The organism is Nocardioides immobilis (assembly GCF_003515065.1).
Classification (GTDB): domain Bacteria; phylum Actinomycetota; class Actinomycetes; order Propionibacteriales; family Nocardioidaceae; genus Nocardioides; species Nocardioides immobilis.
On the sequence record NZ_QXGH01000028.1, the window covers coordinates 94854 to 114588 of the forward strand.

19 protein-coding genes are annotated in these 19735 nt (G+C 65.7%); 5 read left to right on the top strand and 14 right to left on the bottom strand.

The features are described from left to right. Positions 1-39 precede the first annotated feature (39 nt). Positions 40-717, top strand: a complete 678-nt coding sequence (locus tag D0Z08_RS22290; RefSeq protein WP_118927475.1) for a hemerythrin domain-containing protein — start codon at positions 40-42, stop codon at positions 715-717. Positions 718-746: 29 nt separating this feature from the next. Beyond that, positions 747-1223, top strand: coding sequence for an SRPBCC family protein (locus D0Z08_RS22295; RefSeq protein ID WP_118927476.1), 477 nt, complete (start codon positions 747-749; stop codon positions 1221-1223). Positions 1224-1880: 657 nt separating this feature from the next. Here the strand turns inward: D0Z08_RS22295 and D0Z08_RS31735 are convergent. Then, positions 1881-2096, bottom strand: a complete 216-nt coding sequence (locus D0Z08_RS31735; protein WP_147381505.1) for a hypothetical protein — start codon at positions 2094-2096, stop codon at positions 1881-1883. Positions 2097-2307: 211 nt separating this feature from the next. Between D0Z08_RS31735 and D0Z08_RS33770 the strand changes: the two genes are divergently transcribed. After that, a complete protein-coding gene (locus tag D0Z08_RS33770) occupies positions 2308-2586 on the top strand; it encodes a DUF1330 domain-containing protein (protein WP_118927477.1) in 279 nt (92 codons plus the stop codon). A gap of 10 nt (positions 2587-2596) precedes the next feature. Here the strand turns inward: D0Z08_RS33770 and D0Z08_RS22305 are convergent, their stop codons facing one another. After that, positions 2597-3865: an FAD binding domain-containing protein gene (locus D0Z08_RS22305; RefSeq protein WP_245994309.1), complete on the bottom strand. Its 1269-nt coding sequence runs from the start codon at positions 3863-3865 to the stop codon at positions 2597-2599. 457 nt (positions 3866-4322) lie between these two features. Between D0Z08_RS22305 and D0Z08_RS22310 the strand changes: the two genes are divergently transcribed. After that, complete coding sequence (locus tag D0Z08_RS22310; RefSeq protein WP_182481435.1) at positions 4323-5717, top strand: amidohydrolase family protein; 1395 nt, start codon at positions 4323-4325, stop codon at positions 5715-5717. A gap of 541 nt (positions 5718-6258) precedes the next feature. Here the strand turns inward: D0Z08_RS22310 and D0Z08_RS22315 are convergent. Beyond that, the gene (locus D0Z08_RS22315) at positions 6259-6717 is read right to left on the bottom strand and encodes an enoyl-CoA hydratase/isomerase family protein (protein ID WP_182481436.1); all 459 of its coding nucleotides are present in this window, start codon (positions 6715-6717) and stop codon (positions 6259-6261) included. Positions 6718-6896: 179 nt separating this feature from the next. After that, positions 6897-7049, bottom strand: a complete 153-nt coding sequence (locus D0Z08_RS32295) for a hypothetical protein (RefSeq protein WP_182481437.1) — start codon at positions 7047-7049, stop codon at positions 6897-6899. Positions 7050-7170: 121 nt separating this feature from the next. On the opposite strand from D0Z08_RS32295, the gene D0Z08_RS31740 reads away from it, so the two are divergent. Next, positions 7171-7476, top strand: coding sequence for a hypothetical protein (locus D0Z08_RS31740; protein ID WP_147381507.1), 306 nt, complete (start codon positions 7171-7173; stop codon positions 7474-7476). Positions 7477-7874: 398 nt separating this feature from the next. Here the strand turns inward: D0Z08_RS31740 and D0Z08_RS22325 are convergent, their stop codons facing one another. The 10 genes from D0Z08_RS22325 to D0Z08_RS22370 form a co-directional block, all read right to left on the bottom strand. Then, positions 7875-8846, bottom strand: coding sequence for an alpha-ketoacid dehydrogenase subunit beta (locus D0Z08_RS22325; protein ID WP_220454297.1), 972 nt, complete (start codon positions 8844-8846; stop codon positions 7875-7877). A 14-nt stretch (positions 8847-8860) separates the two neighbouring features. After that, positions 8861-9889 (bottom strand): thiamine pyrophosphate-dependent dehydrogenase E1 component subunit alpha, encoded by a 1029-nt coding sequence (locus tag D0Z08_RS22330; RefSeq protein WP_220454298.1) that lies wholly within the window; start codon positions 9887-9889, stop codon positions 8861-8863. After that, positions 9882-10334, bottom strand: coding sequence for a cupin domain-containing protein (locus D0Z08_RS22335; RefSeq protein ID WP_118927483.1), 453 nt, complete (start codon positions 10332-10334; stop codon positions 9882-9884). Before D0Z08_RS22335 ends, D0Z08_RS22330 begins: the two co-directional genes overlap by 8 nt. Positions 10335-10374: 40 nt before the next feature. Continuing rightward, positions 10375-11148, bottom strand: coding sequence for an SDR family NAD(P)-dependent oxidoreductase (locus D0Z08_RS22340; RefSeq protein ID WP_118927484.1), 774 nt, complete (start codon positions 11146-11148; stop codon positions 10375-10377). After that, entirely contained in the window at positions 11145-12290 is a 1146-nt protein-coding gene (locus D0Z08_RS22345) for an ABC transporter permease (protein WP_182481438.1), read from the bottom strand. The genes D0Z08_RS22340 and D0Z08_RS22345 overlap by 4 nt, the downstream gene beginning before the upstream one ends. Then, positions 12287-13456, bottom strand: coding sequence for a sugar ABC transporter substrate-binding protein (locus tag D0Z08_RS22350; protein ID WP_118927486.1), 1170 nt, complete (start codon positions 13454-13456; stop codon positions 12287-12289). Before D0Z08_RS22350 ends, D0Z08_RS22345 begins: the two co-directional genes overlap by 4 nt. Beyond that, complete coding sequence (locus tag D0Z08_RS22355; RefSeq protein WP_118927487.1) at positions 13453-15000, bottom strand: sugar ABC transporter ATP-binding protein; 1548 nt, start codon at positions 14998-15000, stop codon at positions 13453-13455. Before D0Z08_RS22355 ends, D0Z08_RS22350 begins: the two co-directional genes overlap by 4 nt. A gap of 119 nt (positions 15001-15119) precedes the next feature. Next, positions 15120-18044 carry an FAD-binding and (Fe-S)-binding domain-containing protein gene (locus tag D0Z08_RS22360; RefSeq protein WP_118927488.1) on the bottom strand — a complete coding sequence of 975 codons (2925 nt, stop codon included), beginning with the start codon at positions 18042-18044 and terminating at the stop codon, positions 15120-15122. Continuing rightward, positions 18041-18901, bottom strand: coding sequence for a fumarylacetoacetate hydrolase family protein (locus D0Z08_RS22365; RefSeq protein WP_118927489.1), 861 nt, complete (start codon positions 18899-18901; stop codon positions 18041-18043). Before D0Z08_RS22365 ends, D0Z08_RS22360 begins: the two co-directional genes overlap by 4 nt. 129 nt (positions 18902-19030) lie before the next feature. Then, a complete protein-coding gene (locus D0Z08_RS22370) occupies positions 19031-19687 on the bottom strand; it encodes a 2-oxo acid dehydrogenase subunit E2 (protein WP_182481439.1) in 657 nt (218 codons plus the stop codon). Between the last annotated feature and the right edge of the window lie 48 nt (positions 19688-19735).

Below are 19735 nucleotides of genomic sequence, written 5' to 3' on the forward strand. Positions count from 1 at the left end.
TGAGCGGGTCAGCTACCCAGCACAGGAAAGAGACCGACCATGACCACCGCCCCAGCCGCCACCGACCCGATCGACACCCGCGACATGGTGTGCGTGCACGTCTTCCTGCGGCGCGAGTTCCGGCTCGCCGCGAGCGTCGTCCGCGAGGTCTCCGCCGGCGACCGGCACCGTAGCCGCGTCGTCGCCGACCACCTGGAGTTCATCACGAGGTTCCTGCACAACCACCACACCGCCGAGGACGAGCTGCTCTGGCCCCGACTGCGCGAACGGGTTCCGGACGAGATCGCCCCGATCGTGCACCTGATGGAGACCCAGCACGAGGCCGTCGACTCACTGCTCCAGCAGATCAACGACCTGCTACCCGGATGGCGCGAATCGGCGGCCACCAAGGACCGCGACCGGCTCGCCGCCCTGTTCGACGCGCTGTACCCCGGGCTCGCGGAGCACCTCGACGCCGAGGAGCAACGGCTGCTGCCCCTCGCCGCGCGCAGCGTCTCCCTCAAGGAGTGGCACGAGCTCGGCAAGGCCGGTGTCGCGGTGCTGCCCCGGTCGGAGATGCCGCTGGTGCTCGGAATGTTCCAGTACGAAGGCGACCCGGTCGTCGTCGCCCAGATCGCCCGCGAAGCACCGCCCCTGATCCGTTTCATCGTGCCGCTCCTGGCGCGCCGCGCCTTCCGCAAGCACGCCCTGTCCGTCCACGGCACCTCAACGCCCTGACGACGCCCTGACCTCCAAGGAGAAGAACCATGTCGAAGAGGCTCATCCGTCATCAACACAGCATCGTCGTGGACGCCGACGCAGAGACCGTCTGGGCGTTGGCCTGCGCGGTCCCGCGCTACCCGGAGTGGGTCGGCGTCACCCTAGCGATGCTCGAGTCCGTCGACCGGGCGGCGACCGGTGCCACGTACGCCGAGCGGACCCGCGTGCTCGGGCCGATCACGACGGTCGGCCACTGGACCGTCGTCCGGTGCGACGACGCAGCGCTGTTCCAGCGGCACGAGTGCCGCGACGAGCCTGGTCCGGTCAAGGAAATGTGGCTGGAGATGCAGGTCGTCGCGGACGGCTCGCGGACCCGTTTCGACCTCGCCATCGGCTGCTGCGCCACCGCGGGCCCTCTCACCCGGCCCCTGGCCAGTGTCCTGTCGCGAAAGTTCCGCTCCGGCAACGACCAGAACGTCCGCCGTTTCGCGGCCCTGGCCGAGCGCGCCGTACGCAGCGGCTGAGCCCGGGGGTCCGCTGCGCGAACTGGTGACAGTTCGACTAAGGCGCCTGGGTGGCGGCCGTCTACTGACTCGCCCGCCACGCCAACATCGGGAGAGGCATTCCCCCGCTCAAAGCGCCCCTGTGGAGGCCGCCGCCGAGCATTGGGAGTGTGCACCCCGCTTCTCCGACCGTTGTCGAGGCGTCCGCGGACCACGCCGTGGTCGCTGGGGCCGATCGGGTCCTCTTGCGGGCGGAAAGGACCGGAGCGTCGAGCGCCGCAGGGCAGCCCGCGATTGACCCTCCGCGTCGCGGCGAAGTGCAACAGACTCGAAGTCGCCGCCATCTGTAGCGGAGGCAGGATTTTGAACCTGCGACCTCTTGGATACACCCGTAGTGCACTGAGCGTTCTGCCGTTGTTTGACACTGTTCGACGCTTCAGGGATGACCTGCGCAAACGTCAAACGCGCGCCTTCACCGTTTGACAACGGTCGACTCGGTTCGCGGCCAAATCCGCCCACTTTCCGCCCCCTCAAGTCTCCTGCCGTGCACCGGCAGGCTCCGACAGGTGGGCGCCAACCTCTTGCGACGCTCAAATCTCTGCGCCCTCCGGGGAACGCGACGAACCCCCAACGAAGGAGTCCATAGTCGGTTGGCCACCGCGTGCCACCGCCAGCGTCTCACGTCGCCAGCTCCAAGGCCCCGGTGATGAGCGCCCGGACGTAGTCGACGGTTGCATCGAGGCGAACGCTCTCGGCAAGGCGAGGGTAAGGCGGCCAGTACTCCGCTGACCCATCCCCTTCTTTGCCCCCGCCAACGTTCCAGAGGGAGTCGTTGCCGCGGGCGGTGAAAGTGACGACTCCGGGGACCGGGTTCTCGGGTGGAGAAGTGCTCATGGGTCCACCTCGCTTTGGTCCCGCTCGGCGTGGTGAGGGATTGGCCCTCTCTTCCATGTCATGAACTACCCGCTTGGTACCGAACAGGACGGGCTCAATGTGGAGCGTAACTGGACACGACTCGAAGCCCCGATCGTGCCGCGCACCGGCGCTGGTGCTAGTCACTTTATGTCTCCAGCACTCTGGGCCAGACTAGCCGCGTGACTGCCTATTGGCTCGCCCGGCGAATGTCGTCGACGCAGACCGGTACGGGCAATACGCCAGCCGGGTATCCGGCATCATCAGCAGATACGGCGGCGCCATCTTGGCGCGCGGCGGTGCCTTCGAAGTGCTGGAAGGCGACAACCTGTTCGAGAGGTTCGTCGTCGTCGCCTTTCCGAGTATGGAGGCCGCACGGGCGTGCCATGCCTCCGCGGAGTACGCGGAAGCAGCGGCCTTCAGACGATCTGGAGCCGGCCAGAACGAGTGCGTCGTCGTCGCGGGTGTATGACCGGCACTGCTCAGACCCTCGCGAGGAAGTTCGGTACAGCGATCCGCCCCATCAATTCCTGCGGGTCCTGCAACGTCCTGTGCATGGCGACTTCCTCGGCGGTCTCTAGTCGGCTTCCCAGCTGCGCACCCAAGAGCCGCCCGTGAGCCACCGCCTTGCGCGCCACTGGCAGCCGGCGGCGCTCGTACAGGGCCAACGCCTCGCCCACCTCGTCAACCTCGCCGAGACACTCGGCGAGCGCCAGCGCCTCCGACGCAGCCTTCGACGCCCCGAATCCGGCATGAGGACGCACCGTCGCGGCTGCGTCACCGACAAAGGCGACCCGCCCCGATGACATCCGGTCAGGCATGACGTCATAGATGGGCGTGAAGAACGGCTGGTCGATCTGATCGACACAATCCACGTGAGGTGGCAGCAACTCACCGGCGTCGGCGCGCATCCCGTCGATCAGATCCCGACGGACATGTGGGGGCGGCACAGAAAATTCATGATGCACACCGGCCTTATCGACAAGCATCTCGCCGAGCTGGTCGGCGTCGGCGAGCCGGAACCAAGCGAAGTTGTATCGACGTGAGCCCGGGTCGAGACCATGGCGGCCGCCGGGGATCGGATACCCGAGCGCCTGAAGGTGCGTCCCGACATAGAAGCTGTAGGTGTCGAATATGCTCGATCGGGTGTGATCGGACAGTCGCAGCTCGTCCGGCGCACCGCGCCAGAGAAAGTACCCGGAGTACTCCGGTACCGCCTCGAACCCCGTCAGGGTCCGGACGCTCGACAACCAACCGTCGCACCCGACGAGCACATCGGCTCGTAGGCGCCTCCCGTTGGAGAACTCTGCGGCTACGCCGTTCCCATCGGAGTCGAGCCCAGTGAGTTCGTGTCCGTATTGCACAACCTCACGACCGGCAGCATCCGCCAGGACCCCTTGCAACCTGTCCCAAGATGTGACCAGTTGAACCATGCCTCGGCGAGCCACAACTCCACCCGCCCGGTCGAGGACCACGCGGCCGTGCGAGAGAACCCCCAGACCCCCCGTGTCTGCTCCACAGCGGCTCAGCGCTTCCAACAGTTCGGGGTGGGTTGCAAAGATCCCGGCACCGCGTCCCGTCAGCTCGGCGTTCGAGCGTTCGCAAACCGTCACCTGCCAGCCGATGCGCCTCAACATGGCCGCGGTGGCCAGACCTGCGATCGAGCCGCCCACCACGATCGCATGTCTACCCGTCGGAGGCAGGTCGCGGACGGGCCACGACCACGTTTCTCCCGCATGGGTCAGCGGCATCACTGGGCGACCGTCTTCTGTCTCGTCGAGGCCGAGCCCGTCGAGCGGACCAGCAAGCCCGGATTGACCGGTTCGAAACCGCAGAATGTGCCCGGGTCGCGCTGCGGGACGCGTCCCTCGCGGCTCGGTCGAGCAGGAGAGCGGACCAGGCGCGCTGCGGCGGGCCTTCGAGTCTTTCTGCTCACCAAGTGTCTCTCCAAGCGGTTGGGCCCCGTCCAGACTTCTTGACGCGCGCGGCGCTGCCAACTAGCGTGACGGCGCGCACATACACCAAGTCACCATGAGACTATCCCAAGACGCTCACACGAAGCGCACCCGAGGAAGAAGTCTGTTGATGGAAGCCCGGCCCGAAGGGACCCCAGCCCGATACTCGGTTCGTACGGCCGACGGAGTTCAAGCACTCTCCACACCCGACGACGACCGCCAAGTAGTCCTGACCGGCTGCTCCGTGCTCTCCATGGACAGCGAACAGGAAGACGTCGAACGCGGCGACATCGTCATCAAGGGACATTCGATTCAGGCTGTCTCCTCCAACCTCGACGTCGCCGCCCTCGCCGCCGACGGCGCAATCGTCGTTGACGCCGAAGGAACCATCGTCCTGCCCGGATTCCAGGACGGACACCGGCACTGTTGGCAGAACCAACTCCGACAGTTGATTTCCGACGTCGATGACCTCGAGGACTACGTAGACCTAACACACCGCACGGTCGCGCCCCTCTACACACCCGAAGACGTCTACATCGCCAACAACCTCACAGCATGGGGGTGTCTCGACGCCGGAATCACCACCGTCCTCGACTTCTTCCACAACCGGCGCTCCGCAGAGCATGCTGAGGCAGCGATCGCCGGCATAACCGACGCGGGCATCCGAGTGGTGCACGCCAGCTGCGCCCCTCTCTCTGGATCGTGGGACGGCAAATGGCCGGCCGACCTGCCTCGGCTTCGGGACACCGTCGCCGACGGGGTCTACGGCCCCGCGACGGTCAGAATGGGAGTCGTCGGATCAACCGCCTTCGGACCCGAACACGCCGCACTCAGCGAACGGAACCTCAGATTCGCCCGCGAACACGGACTCGCCATGACCGTGGACGCAGTACTCGGTGACGCCGGGTCCGCGAATCTCGTGGATCTCGGCGAGCGCGGCCTCCTTGGCGACGACGTGACTCTCATTCACTGCAACGCCCTCTCCCCCGAAGCCTGGCGACACATCGCCGACTCGGATTGCCACGTAGTCCTCGCGCCGACATCAGACGCCCAGATCGGCATCACCGCCGCTGTTCCCCCGATCCAGGACGTCCTGGACGCCGGTCTGAAGACCGGCCTAAGCGTCGACGTCGAGGTCGCCCTTTCCGGCGACATGCACACCCAGATGCGTCTCGTGCTGAACACGCAGCGCATGCTCCGCTCACGCGAGCTCTACTACGGGCGTCCGGCCCCCGAACGGGCGATCTCAGTTCGAGACGTCCTTGGATACGCGACAATCGACGGCGCGCACGCAAACGGTGTCGGCGACCAGGTCGGCAGCCTCCGTCCAGGCAAGCGGGCGGACCTGATCGTGATCGACGCCACCGCCCCCAACACAATGCCGCGAAACAACGCCGTCGGCACCGCTGTGTTGGGCGCGGACGCCCGGAACGTGCTGGCCGTCTTTGTCGACGGACGGGCCAGGAAATGGGCAGGCTCTGTCGTCGGCTGGGACCAGGCCGGCACTCTCGTTGAGGTCGAGCGTTCCCGCGATCGGCTGATCCGCGACGGTGGACTGCAGTACGACCCCATCAACGGAATGACTGGCAGGCTGCGGCCAGCCGCCGGCGGCTACGAGGTGGCGGTAGAGGCCGATTACGGCGACTGACCATCGCACTCCGTGAGGACGCGCTCCCAGGCTCAGTGACATGCCGGCGGTCCCCTCAGTGCACACCCCCGAGAATTCCTCGCTTCAAGATGCCCTCACACGCACACCGGCATCACTGTTGCGTCGAGCGCCCGCGCTGCGCGTGTCCTCAAGATTCATAGTTCCCGGCGTCCCTTGCCGCGTCGGGGAGCGCTCGAGCGGCGGCACGGGCCGAATCATCGGTGCGGCGATGGCGCCGCATCCCTGATGACGATGATCTACGGCATTCGCACCCCTGAACATCGACGGATGAACGGGAAGCCAACGCGCTTGACGGTCCCGCACCGCTCTATGACACCTACCGTGCAGCGACCCCGCGGCCGCAACTGGTCGAGAGCTTCGCCATCGGGCTCGTCGAGGTCCTAGTAGCTGAGCATCGTCACCTCCGCCCGAAGTGACGCGGAGGTCTGCAATTGGTAGTCCGACCAAGGCCTTGCCACCCAGACGAGCGGCCTTCCGTCGCTCGGCTTCTCACTGCAAGCTGGTGCTCTTCTGACCGCCACTACCTTGATGGTGGAGGAAGTTCACCCACTCGTATGCCGACGAGGCGTCGAGGGTCATGTTCAGATGGTCGACAATCCGTCGCTTCACAACGCGCTTGGTCATGGCCAGCGCGTACGCCCAGCCTCTGCACCAAGTCGTCCACCACTTCGTCGAGCCGTTCTTGCGGTACGGCGTAGTTGATGGCCCCCATGCACTCCAACTCCGCCGCGGTGTACGCCTTGGCGAGCAACAGGTACTCCATCGCTTTGGCCGGGAACATGTGCATCGGCACCAGCGCCGCGCCGCCATCCCCTGGGACGGTGTCGAATCCAAGGAGATCCTGCATATTCAGGTGGACATCAGCGACCACAGCATCCTCGCGAGCAACGATAAGATCGCAACCGAACATGATGCTCTGGGCGTACCCCACGGCGTCTCCGTTGACCTTGGCGATCACTGGTTTCTCCATCTCAGCCAAGGTCTGGAGAGTCATCCGGATGCCCAGGAACACACTCCACAGCCAGTCCGGGACTGTCGTCGGGCTCGGCTCGTTGATGGGCTGTCCGCTGTATGGCGGCGCGGCAAGGTGCCAAGGCGCACCATCGTCAGCGCCCGTGATCACCACAACCCGGACGTCGTTGTCCTCACGCGGCCGAGTCAGGACTCTCCCAAGATCGAAGTGCAATTCGGCTGGTGGCCCTCCGCGTTGAGTCTGAAAATGCTCTGCAGGCTCAGCGTCGTTATGGTCGCGACGCGGTCAACGATCTCGATGGCCAGCGATTCGTACGATTCGTAACCAGGATGGGTCATGACCGCTCTCCTTCGAGGATGTCTGGGCTAGTCCGCGTCGACTGAACTCAAGGCGTTCCAGTTCGAGCCCTCCGCAAGGAACTCTGTGGGTGGTTGGCGAGTCGAACCTGCATCCCGGGTGGTGGGGACGACAGTCGCGCAACGTTCCACGGACGCGAAACCCTCCGAAGAGGGGGTGCCAGAGATCCCTTCCATGGTTCCGAGCTTCACGCCCGCCTCTGCCACCGCTTCGGTGTGGCGCTACGGAGGACGGCTCGTCGAGTCGCGAGACGGCGCCGCCGAGGTCAATCTCGACGAGGCCCGGCATGATCGCCACGGCCTCCATGTCGAGATCAGCGGCGAGATGGACGATCTCGGGTGTCGTCAGACCGAGTGCCGTGAGCGGGGGTTCAAGCGGTGCATCGCTCGCTTCCTTCCTTCCGCCTGAACCGGTCCGGCGTCGGCACCGGGGCGGCGCCCACCCGTGTGGGCCGGGCGATCCACCCGCCCCCGACATCGTTCCCCCCGTTGCCGGATGAGCGCCCGCCCGAGGTCGCAGTGGAGTTGGGACAACGCTCCCCCCGATCGACGCGATACAATCTGAAGAGGGTGGCCCTGGCGCATCGCCGACTCCGCGAGAGGCCCTCGACATCGACCGCTTCGACGCTCGGCCACGCCCAACAGCTCGACTCCGAGCAGCGGCCGCCCCCGAGGCGCATACTCGACGGGCCACGGCCCTTCCCTCGTCGCTGGAAGCGAGGCGTCGGCGACGCGACGCCTCCCTCCCAGCGACTCCCAAGCGGCACTGAAGGAATCCGCGGCCGATCAACCCCACATGACGATCGCTTAAGGGCTGGCCGACGCTACAGCGCCGATGGCGCGCTTGACCGCCTCTTGGATGCGCCTCGCGCTCGGATACAGCGGTCGTTCGAGGGATGGACTGAACGGGATCTGGATGTCCGGGGTGTTTACCCGCAGGATCGGAGCCTTGAGCGAGTCGAACCCGTATTCGTTGACCAGCGCCGAGATCTCCGCGGCTGCGCCGCACGTCCGGTGCGCCGGATCGGCGACAACCAGCCGGCCAGTCTTGGCAACGGACTTCAGGATCGTTTCGACGTCGAGTGGGACCAAAGTTCGCGGGTCGATCAACTCCGCGCTGACACCCTCGCCTGCGAGGGCAGCGACAGCCTTCCTCGCCTCTTCCACCGCACCCGCGATCGCGACCACGGTCACGTCCGTCCCTTCGGTGACCAGGTTGGCGACGCCGAACGGAATCCGGAACTCCTCGTCCGGGAGATCCTGCTTCTTCGTCCACAGCGTCGCGTCCTCGAAGGAGAGGACGGGATCGTCGAGATCGATGGCGGTCCTGAGTAGCCCCTTCGCTTCGTACGCCCCGGACGGCACCATGATTTTCAGCCCGGGCACGTTCATGAACATCGGGTACGGCCGGTCGGAATGATGAGCGGCCGTAGACGACCGGTAGAACATCGAGGCCCGGTACACCACTGGCAGGCTCGCCTGCCCGCCGAACATGTAGCGGTTCTTCGCGACTTGATTCACGAACTGGTCCATCGCCATGTACATGAAACTTGCGTAGGTGAGGTCCACGATCGGCCGCAGTCCCGTCATCGCCGCGCCCGCAGCCGCGCCAACGAAACCTTCCTCCGAGATGGGCGCATTCCGCACGCGTTCCACACCGAACATCTCGACAAAATTCGGTGCCGTCCCGTACAGGTTCGACTGGACGTCCTCACCGATGAGAATCACTCTAGGGTCCGCGGCCATTGCCTCGCGCTGCGCTTCGCCGATCGCTGCCAAGTAACTGATTCTGGTCACACCATGCCCCCGAACTGGGGGATGGGAGTAGTGAAGAGGTCAGCGTATGCCTCTGCAGGCTCAGGCAACGGACTTGCGACCGCAAACTCCAGCGCGCTGGCGACTTCGTCCTCGACATCGCTGACGAGCTGGTCCAACTCCGCCTCGGTCGCGACTCCCGCCGTCAGGAGGCGAGCTCGGTGCAAGACCAGCGGATCCCTGGCGATCCAACTCTCACGTTCGGCGGCGTCCCGATAGGCACCTGCGTGCAGGAGTCCCTCCGAGTGCTCGGAGTACCGGTACGTCATGATCTCCACGATCGAGGGGCCCTCACCGCGGCGCGCACGGTCGACGGCAACCTTGACGGCGGCGTAAACGGCCAGCACGTCCTGACCGTCTTCAACTGTGACGCCCGGGATGGAGTATCCGCTCGCCCTTTGGGCGACCCGGTCCACCGAGAGGACCGTCCGAGCCGGGGTCGTGGAGGCGTACTGATTGTTCTCGCACAAGAAGATGACCGGCAACTTCCAGATGGCGGCGAGATTCAGCGACTCGTGCAGGCACCCCTGGTTCGCCGCGCCATCGCCGAAGAAGCAGAGCGCAACCCGGCCGTTACCCAAGACATGCGCCGAGAGAGCAGCACCAGTCGCGACAGGGATGGCCGACCCCACGACCCCGGATTCGCCGAGGCTTCCGACCGAGAAGTCGGCCAGGTGCATGGAGCCACCCTTGCCCCGACATACACCGGTGGACTTGCCAAGGAGTTCGGCCATCAGGGGCGGCAAACTGGCGCCCTTGCCGATCGGGTGTCCGTGGCTGCGGTGATTCCCGGTCATGTAGTCGGTCGGCGCCAGGGCCATGCACGCGCCGACAACCTCCGCCTCCTGTCCGAGGCTGGTGTGCACCGCCCCTGGGAGTTCACCCTTCTTCACTAGGGAAGCGACCGTCAGCTCGAACGAACGGACACGTTGCATCCGCCGCAGCATCTCCAACTGCGTTTCACGGTCCACCTCGACCGGGGCATATACCTCCGTGAGTTCAGGCACTGGTCGCGTCGTCCTCGTTCTTTCGGCCGTGGGCCCAGTCCCAGTAGTCGGCCGGCGGTGTCCAGTCATCGTCGCCCGGCTTCCAGGGGACGAAGCTCGGGTACCTGTCGTAGATGGCGATCACCATGGAGCCCTGGTCGCCGGAGATCACCGGACCCCAGTAGGTTCCCGGGATCTCGTGATGCCAGTGCCCGGGGGTCACCTTCTCTCCGTCAAGGTCCCACTCGCCCTCCAGCAGGTAATGGGTGACGGTGCCGCCGTGCGTGTGTCGCGGGATGCGGGTACCCGCCGAATGGCGTACGAGGTAGAACCAGGGCCCCTCGTCGATGTCCCCGAAGAACTTGCCTTCCATGCCGGGGTGATCTGCACCGTCGAAACCGGGCAGGTCCTTCATTGGGATCCAAGGGAGCTCGTCGAAGTGGGCGACGAGATTGCGCTGTGCCATGTCGTTGCATTCCTTGTCTCGTGTGGTGCGTGGTTGATGGTCAGGCGTTGCGGTCGCGATCGACCCGGTGGTAGATGCCACCCGAGACGAGCCCGCCGTCGACGGCGATGTCCTGCCCGGTGACGAACGATGCGTCGTCTGAGGCGAGGAAGAGCACCACGGACGCCACTTCTTCGGGCAAGCCTCCCCGCCCCATCGGCGTTGCCGACTCCATCGCCGACACGAACCGGGTGTCCCAGTTCACGATCGGTGTGTCGATCAGTCCGGGATGAACCGAGTTGACCCTGATTCCGTCCGGGCCGTACTCGCGGGCTGCTGACTGGGACAGTCCGCGGAGTCCCCACTTGCTGGCGGCGTAGGCGGCGGTGAGGTGCCCGACCAGAGCCGCAGCAGAACCGGTGTTGATGATGGAACCACCGCCTTGCCGGCGCATGAGCGGCACAATCGCCTTGATTCCCAAATACGGGCCGGTCAGATTGACGGCGAGTATCCGCTGCCAGTCGTCGAGGGCGGTCGAGTCGAGCCCCTGGCGCAGCGCGATACCGGCATTGTTGACGAGGATGTCGACACCACCGAAGTCGCGTTCGACCATCGTGGTCAGGGCGGTCCAGTCCTCTGGACTGGAGACGTCCAAATGGACGTAGACAGCTCGACCGCCGCCTTCGTTGATCCGCGCTGCGGTGGCGTCCCCATCCTCGTCGAGAACGTCGGCGATGATGACCGCTGCGCCGTTCGCCGCGAGGAGTTCGGCCTCGGCCGCGCCTTGGCCGCGCGCGCCGCCGGTGATCACCGCGACCTTTCCCGAGAGTTTCACGTTCGCGTCCTTTCGGTAGCAGGCCGCGCACCGGCGTTGCTCTCGGCCGGCGTCCCGCCCGAGAAAGGCGTGCCGGTGCCCGGATCTGTCGAGGTGGGTTCCTGCCGCACGGTCTTCGTCCGTCGGATCGACCTTCTCTCCAGTTGGGAGAACAAGACGGCGACGACGAGGATCGCGCCCTGGATCAGGTTGATCGCCCAAGTGGGCAGGTTGAGCATGGTGAGGCCGGTCTGGATGACGCCCAGGAAGAGGACGCCAACGATTGTCCCGGCCACCGTGAACTCGCCGGGTTTGAAGACGGCGGTGCCTAGGAAGGCCGCCGCGAAGGCCGGTAGCAGGTAGGCCGAGCCGAGATTTGGGGAGTAGGAAGCGCCCTGAGAGGAGATCAGGACACCTACCGCCGATGCGGTCACCCCCACGATCACGAAGCCCAGCAGGCGTAGAACCTTGACCCGGACTCCTGCGAGGCGCGCCGCCTCGGCGTTCCCGCCGATGGCGTACATGTAGCGGCCGGTCTCGGTCCTTTCCAGCAGCAGCGCGACCGCAAGGGAGAACACAGCGGCAATCCACACGAGATTGCTGAGCCCGAGCGTCGATGCCTGACCGATTTCCATATAGCTGAACGGGATACCGCCGTAGATCGTCGTCTGGTCCGAGATGGCGTATTCGATGCCGGTGACGATGGTTCCCATTGCGAGTGTGATGACGAACGACGACCCACCGAGATAGGCCACGAGGAATCCGTTGGCGAATCCGACGACCGCTCCCAAGAGCAGGGTCGCGAGGATGGCGATGATCGGGAGCAATCCGTGGCTCACCATCCCAACCACAGCGGCGGCTGCGCCGGCGCCGATCACCGCGCCGAACGACAGGTCGAAGTCGCGCATCACCAGTACGACCGTGAGACCGACAGCCAGGATGAGCGGGGCCGCTGCCGTCGTCAGGATGGAGGTGGCGTTGTCCCAGGTGGGGAAGGTTTCCGGGCGCTGGACGGAGAAGACGATGACCACGACACAGAAGGCGAGCAGCAGCCCGTACTTCCGTAGAACCTCGACGGTCGCGCCCCTACGGTCCCCACGAGCCGATGCACCGGATGCATCCCCCGAACCGCTAACAGTCGCGGTTGCCTCTTCCGCACTCACGCACCGAACTCCTTGGCCCACTTGGCGGTGAAGAACGCCTCGAAGTCGGCGACCGGGGGCACCGGCCCGCTGCCCGGGACATCGTCCTTCTCGAAAACCCGATAGCTCGCGATCGGGAAGTCGCCGTACTCGGGGAAGTCGCCGTCAGTGGGACCTGGAGTAGGCATCCGGTCGCGGGCGAAGAACTCCGCAAGCTGATCGATGGCAACCCAACCGTCGACGGCGGTGGCGTTCTCGATCACCGCGTCGATAGAGCCCTGCCGGAGTAGGGCGAGAGTTCCGGAGTCAGTTCCGAAGGTGGTCACGAGGGGACGGTCGGGGAACTGCGTGCCGGGGAACTTTGATCCCACGGCCTGCGCACCAGCCTGGGCGGCGACGTCGTAGGAGAACCAGATCGCCTTGAGATCGGGGTTCTGGGTGAGCTGGTCGGTTACGGTCTTGCTGGTACCGGCCTGGACGTTGGTGGGGTCGGTTGACGCCGTCGCCACGATCTCGACGTCGTCAGTGGCTTCCACGGCCGCAGTGACAGCCTCCGTGCGGGCCTCGCCCCACGATGCGGGGAACGTGTGGACTGCGATGCCTTTGTCGCCGTCCAGGGTCTGGAGCTGCTCGATGATGTAGTCGGCCAGGACCTCGCCCTGGTGACCGTTGTCGGGTGCGTAGCTACCAAGGATGGCGGGATCCGGTCCGACGTTGCCGGCGACGTTGATGACGGGGATGTTCTCGGCCTTCGCCTTGTCGAGCGCCGGCTTCCACAGGGACGGCTCGTTGCTGATCGACACGATCCCGTCGACGCCTTGGTCGAGGAGCGATTGCCCACAGGAGGCGGTCTTGACCGGGTCGCCCTGTGCGTCACAGGCGACAGTGGTCCAGCCGATGGCGTCTGCAGCGGCCTCGATCGACTTCTGGGCGTTCAGGGCCGATTCGGCGGCCGCGATGATCTGCAGGATCCCGATCTTCTGGGGCTCGAGGGTGACCGGGTCACCTGCCTCCTCAGCAGCCACCTGCCCCGCCGCCTCGGCTTCGTTGGCAGCGGCCCTGCTCGCCGAGGCGTTCGCCTCGGGATCCGCGGCGTCAGAGTTGCCCGACTCCGAGGAACACCCCGGGAAGAGGGCAGCCACCAGCGCCGTTGTCGCGGCGCCAGCGAAGAGTCGATTGCGGATCATTGAACTATCTCCTTTTGGATGGTTGCTGCGCGGTCTTTCCCGTGCAGGCCGTAACAGTGAGCCGTTAGGTTGCTCAAGTTGGTGTCGCGACGAGCCAACTCGGCGACGATGTGCCCCTCGCGCATCACGTAGGTCCGATCGCAGACAGCTGAGATCTCGCCGAACTCGGACGAGATAAAGACGACGGCCTTGCCGCGGTCCGCCAGCCGGCGCATCAGCGTGTGGAACTCCGCTTTGGCCCCCACGTCGATGCCGTGTGTGGGCTCGTCGAACAGGTAGATGTCGGCTTCGGCTTCGAGCCACTTGCCGATCACGATCTTCTGCTGGTTTCCTCCCGAGAACCAACGGACCGGGCGCTCCACGTCGCGCGGGGTGACCGCGAGTTCACTGAGTCGTGCCTTGGCGGCAGCCCGCTCGCTCTTCTTGCTCGGCCAGGGCAATGCGCCGACGTGACGATGACGGGGCAGGCTTGCCAGCGACACGTTCTTCCAGACGGGATCGTCGAGGACGAGACCTTGACCCCGTCTGTCTTCAGGCAAGAGGGCAAGGTGGCGCTTCAGGGCGCCCCTCGGTGAACGGATCTTGGCTCTCGTGCCTGCCACATAGACGGTTCCGGAGTCGATAGCGTCGGCCCCGAAGATCGCGCGCGCGAGTTCGGTGCGTCCTGCGCCGACCAGGCCGGCAATACCGACGACTTCGCCGCTGTGCGCCACCACGTCGACGTCCTCGAAGACGCCGTGCCGGGTCAGGTTTGCGGTCCGCAGCAACTCACGGCCGGGCGATGCAGCCGGCAGGGTAACCGGGTGTGGCGCCGCCGCCGATCGACCCGTGATCGCCTCTACGAGTTGTGCGTGTGAAAGGTCCGGTGTGAGCGAGTTCGCGACCACTCGGCCGTCGCGCATCACCACCGTGCGGGTGGTGAGGCGCGCTACCTCGTCGAGGCGGTGGGATACGTAGATCACGGCCACCTTGCGCTCGGCCAGCCGCTTGACCACAAGGTGGAGGTGGTCGATCTCGGCGGCGCTGAGGGAAGCTGAGGGTTCGTCCAGGATGAGTACCTGTGCGTTCGCGGCGAGCGCGCGTGCGATCATGACAACACGCTGCTCGGCGACGCTCAGTTCGCCGGTGAGCCGACCAGGATCAACCTCGGAGCCGAGTTGGCGGAGAAGCTTGGCAGCATGGCCACGTTGTCGGGCCAGGGAGAACAATCCGTGACGGCGCTCGTAGCCGAGCCCGAGTCCGACGTTCTCAGCGACTGTCAGGTTCGGGACGTTGATCAGTTCCTGGTGGACGGTAACGACCCCGTGGCGTTGGGCGATCAACGGGGAGGCGAAGTCGACCTCGCCGCCGCTCATGCGGATGCTCCCGGCGTCGGGTTGGACCGCGCCCGACAGGGCTCGGATCAGGGTGCTCTTGCCGGCCCCGTTGCGTCCGCAGAGGCCGACGACATCCCCAGCCTCGATTGTGATGGAGACGTCGTCGAGCGCGAGCACGCCGGGATATGCCTTGCGGAGGCCCACGCACTCGAGCAGGGGGTTGATCATGAGCCGATCCTTCCTACCTAGTCACCAAGTGACTTGGTTAGTGTGACGGTCGTTACTTGCCTTGTCAACGGCAGAGAAGGAAACGAGCCCAGGGAGTCCCGAGATCTCTGAGGGGATCGCTACCGCTCGTCCCGCACGACGTGAGAACTCACCAAATCGACGAGAGTGGTGGACTGCGGCCCTGACAAGTGAGTCGCCTGCAACACGCAACTGAACCCGTCAACGACGAGCGTGCCGCCGGCCAGCGTGTCCTCCAGGGCCGGCAACCACTGATGCTCGCCGATCGACCTGCTCACCTGGGCGTGCGCCGCGGTGTAGCCGAACGATCCCGCCAGACCACAGCAACCCGCGTCCGCCACCCGCACGTCGTAACCGAGGTTGATCAGCAACGTCGACTCGGCGTCAGCACCCCATCCGGCGCGCTGATGGCAGTGGGTATGGACCGTCACGGGCGCCGCCTCGGAAGCGAGCTGGAACTCTGGACGCTCCCAGACGGCGCGACTCGCGAGGAACTCCGCCGGACTCATCAACAGTTGTCGGAACGCGTCGACACGATCGTCGTCCGCCAAGAGTCTCGGGAGTTCGTCGCGGAAGCTCGCCAGACAACTCGGCTCTGGCACCACGATCGGCACACCCAAGGCCACCCACGGCGCTGCAACGTCGAGCACACGACGCAGCGAGCGCTTCGCTCGGCCGAGCATTCCGGCGTCATAGAGTGTCCTGCCGCAACACGACCAGTCCCGAGGGACGGCGACCGTCTCACCGATCTCCTCGAACAGTCCGACGAGACGTCGACCGGCGTCGGCGTTGAAGGCGTCGGTGAACGTGTCCGGCCAGATCACCACGGACACGTCCGCTTGCGACGCTCCGGCTCGCGGCAGCTCTCGCCTCATTGCGAGGGAGCTGAACTGCGGCGCAGGACGACTGGTCGTAACGCCGGCGACGCGACGACTCGTTCTGCCCACAGGGTGGTCGGCGACCATCCAGTTCGCAAGCCGCGGCGCTCGGGTGGCCAGGCGCGCAAGCCACGGCAGGTTTGCCAACGCATACATCGACCGAGGACGGATCCGTCGCCGGTAGAAGTGGCTCATGAACTCTGCCTTGTAAGTTGCCATGTCGACGTGGGTCGGGCAATCGGTCAAGCAGCCCTTACATGCGAGGCAGAGGTCGAGTGCATCGCGGACGTCTTCGTTGCGCCACGAGGCCGGGGTCACCTCCCCTTGGAACATCTCGACGAGCAGCTTTGCCCGTCCTCGCGTGGAGTGCCGTTCCTCGCCGGTCTCTCGATAGCTCGGACACATCACGCCGCCGGACGCGCTGCGACACTTCCCGACACCGACGCAGCGCTCGGCACCGTGTTGGAGAGAGCCCGCGTCCTCGTCGAAGACGAACTGGAGCTTGGACGAGGGGAGGACGACATCCCTGGCATAGGCGGGACCGAAGCGCAGATTGGAATCGAGGGGGTAGGGGTCGACGAGCTTCCCCGGGTTCATCTTGCCGTTCGGGTCGAACACCGCCTTGACCTGTCGAAAGAGGTCGACGACCTCGGGTCCGTACATCCGCTCGAGTAGTTCACCTCGAGCCTGACCGTCCCCGTGTTCACCGGAGATCGACCCTCCCATCCCGACGACCAGGTCAGTCGCCTGTTCGACGTAGTTGCGGTAGGACGCGAGTCCCGCCTCACTGCCGAGATCAAAGTTGTTGCGGGTGTGGACACACCCCTGCCCGAAGTGGCCGTACCAGGCCCCGCGGTAACCGAACTCCTCCTGCAGTAGTTTCAACTGCCGGAAATAGTTGCCGAGTTGGTCCGGCGGGACCGCCGCGTCCTCCCAGCCCTCGTAGTTGTGGCCGCCGTCCGCCCGTAGGGCTGTGGCACCCAGTCCGGACTCCCGCATGGCCCATACCCCGCCCATTTCGGCGTCGGACCGATAGATCCTGGCCTCGGGCCGGGCGCTGGCGGGCGCCTCCAAGATGGCGCGCTCGGCCACGGCAAGGTCTTCCTCGGCGGCCCCCTCGATCTCGGCAAGCAACCAGCCCCGTCCCTCGGGTAGGAGGTGCAGTTTGTCGAGGTGGAGCTTGTTGACCCTGAGGAGGTCCACCAAGGCGCCGTCGAAACCCTCCAACGCGATCAGGTGGTCCGTGGCGCGCAGGAGGACCGGCACCGCGTCGGCGGCCTCTTCCAGCGACGGATACCCCAGGACGACAAGTCTCCGCTTTCGGAATGCGGGGATGAGGTCGACGACAGCCTCGGTGACGACGGCGCACGTCGATTCGGTGCCGACCAGCAGTTTGGCGATGTCGAGGCGTTGTCCGGGGAGCAGCTTGTCGAGGTTGTATCCACTGACACGTCGCTGGAGGTCGGGAAATCGGCTGCGTACGTGCGGTTCGGCCCGACGGCCGATCTCGCGCAGGCTGCCGAGCAGCCTCGCCAGGGTGCCGCCGTCCAGGACGGCCTGCCGGTACTGGTCGTCTCCGTAACTACCGAGGCGCAAACGTTCCCCGCCGTAGAGGACCACCTCCAGTTCGGCGACACAGTCCGAGGTCTTGCCCGACTTGATCGAATGCGTCCCACAGGAGTTGTTCCCGATCATTCCGCCGATCGTGCACCAGGCATGCGTTGCCGGATCTGGGCCGAACGTCAGCCCATACGGAGCGCAGGCTGCCCGGAGGTGGTCGAGGACGACCCCTGGCTGGACTCTGGCCGTGCGGCGATCTGGGTCGACATCGAGGATCATCGTCATGTGCCGACTCATATCGAGGATCAGCGCCTCGTTGCAGGCCTGACCAGCCAGACTCGTCCCAGCTCCCCGAGCCAACACGGGTACTCCGTACTCGGAGGCGAGCTGCAGGGTCATGCTCACGTCTCCTGCGGTGCGTGGGAAGACCACACCCAGCGGCACTTGGCGGTAGTTGGACGAGTCGGAGCTGTATGCGGCCCGCGCGCCACCGGAAAAGTCGACTTCGCCCTCGGCGCCTCGCACGAGCGCCGTTTCGATGGCGCTCAGCGTTTGCGGTGAGACGGCTGGCTTGGACGGGCCACTCATGGGGCTGCGACGAACTCCTGCCGCTGTTCGCCGAGCCCGGCAATGCCGGCTACGACGACGTCGCCCTCCTTCAGGAACGGCTGCTCCGGCCGCCCCAGCGCGACACCGGCGGGCGTGCCCGTATTCACCATGTCACCTGGCTCGAGGACCATGAACTGGCTCAGATACACCAGGATCGACGCAACACCGAACACCATGTCGCTCGTCGACCCGTCCTGCATCAACTCGCCGTTCACAGCGAGGTGCAGCGTGAGCGACTGGGGGTCGGTCACCTCCTCCGCCGACACCAGCCACGGCCCCACCGGGTTGAAGGTCTCGCAACACTTCCCCTTGTCCCACTGCCCCCCGCGCTCCAACTGGAACGCACGCTCCGAGACGTCGTGCGACACGACGTACCCCGCGATGCACTCCAGCGCGTCTTCTTCGGACTGCAGGTACCGAGCACGACGCCCGATCACTACGCCGAGCTCGACCTCCCAGTCCACTTTCGTGGCACCCCGCGGGATGTGGACGTCGTCGTAGGGGCCCACAACCGTGTCGGCACCCTTGAGGAACACGACCGGTTCTCTCGGCACGTCCATGCCGGCCTCCGCCGCGTGGTCGGCATAGTTGATACCGATACACACGATTTTGCCGGGGCGTGCGATGGGTGCACCAACCCTGCCCGGCGGTTCGCCGCCGGCGCGATCGAGGGCACCCGGCGACCCGAGCCAATCCTTAAGTCGGTCCATGCCGCCACCGGCGAAGAAAGCCGGTCCGAAGTCCTGTGCCACCCGTGACACCTCCAGGTACCGGTCGTCGTCGGTGATGACGTAGGGGACCTCGTGGCCTGCCGTTCCGTAGCGCGCGAGCCGCATGAGTTCACTTCCTTCTGTTTCTGTCTAGTAGTCCCGTTCGGGGATCGGAGCCCGGCGGACCTCTCGTCGACGCGTGCGGAACGCGCCGCGGGAGGAGCCGGCTCATCAGACTGCGATGGATCTGCAGGCTCAGAGATGCGCGGTCCCGCCTTGGAGGTTGTCGAGATGGTGTTGGACACGCACGAGAAAGCGCGCCGCGGGAGCACCGTCCACGACACGGTGGTCGAACGTGAGACTCACCGGCATGTGACTGCGATCGACGACTCTGCGGACGGCACCCACGCCCAGGATCGCGACCTGGGGAGGGTTGACCACCGGGGTGAAATGCTGCACTCCGAGGGTTCCGAGGTTCGAGACGGTGAAGGTGCCGCCGACCAAGTCGGAGAGCGCGAGCCGTCGATCCTGGACGCGGGCACCCAACTCCCGTCGAGCAGCCACCAACTCCCGGTACGTCATGTCATGCACGCCCCGGATCACCGGGGCAACCAACCCTTGCGGCCCATCGAAGGCGACGCCGAGGTTGACTTCACCGAAGGTCCTCAGCCGTCCACTAGCAAATGCAGCGTTGAGGGCCGGCTGGTCCACGAGCGCTCGGACCACGGCGAACACCAGGCCGTCGTACGGCCTTGGCCCGGGGACTGGGGCACGCAGCTCACGATGGAGCGTGACCGGCACGACGTTGCGATGGGCCTCTCCGAGGCGATCCGCGATGACCCGGCGCACCCCGATCAGGGGTCCATCGTCGATAACGTCCACACCGGCGTAGGGGTCGTCGGCTTCGATCACGACGCGACCACATGATGGTTCTCGGCGCACATAATGCTCTACCTGTCT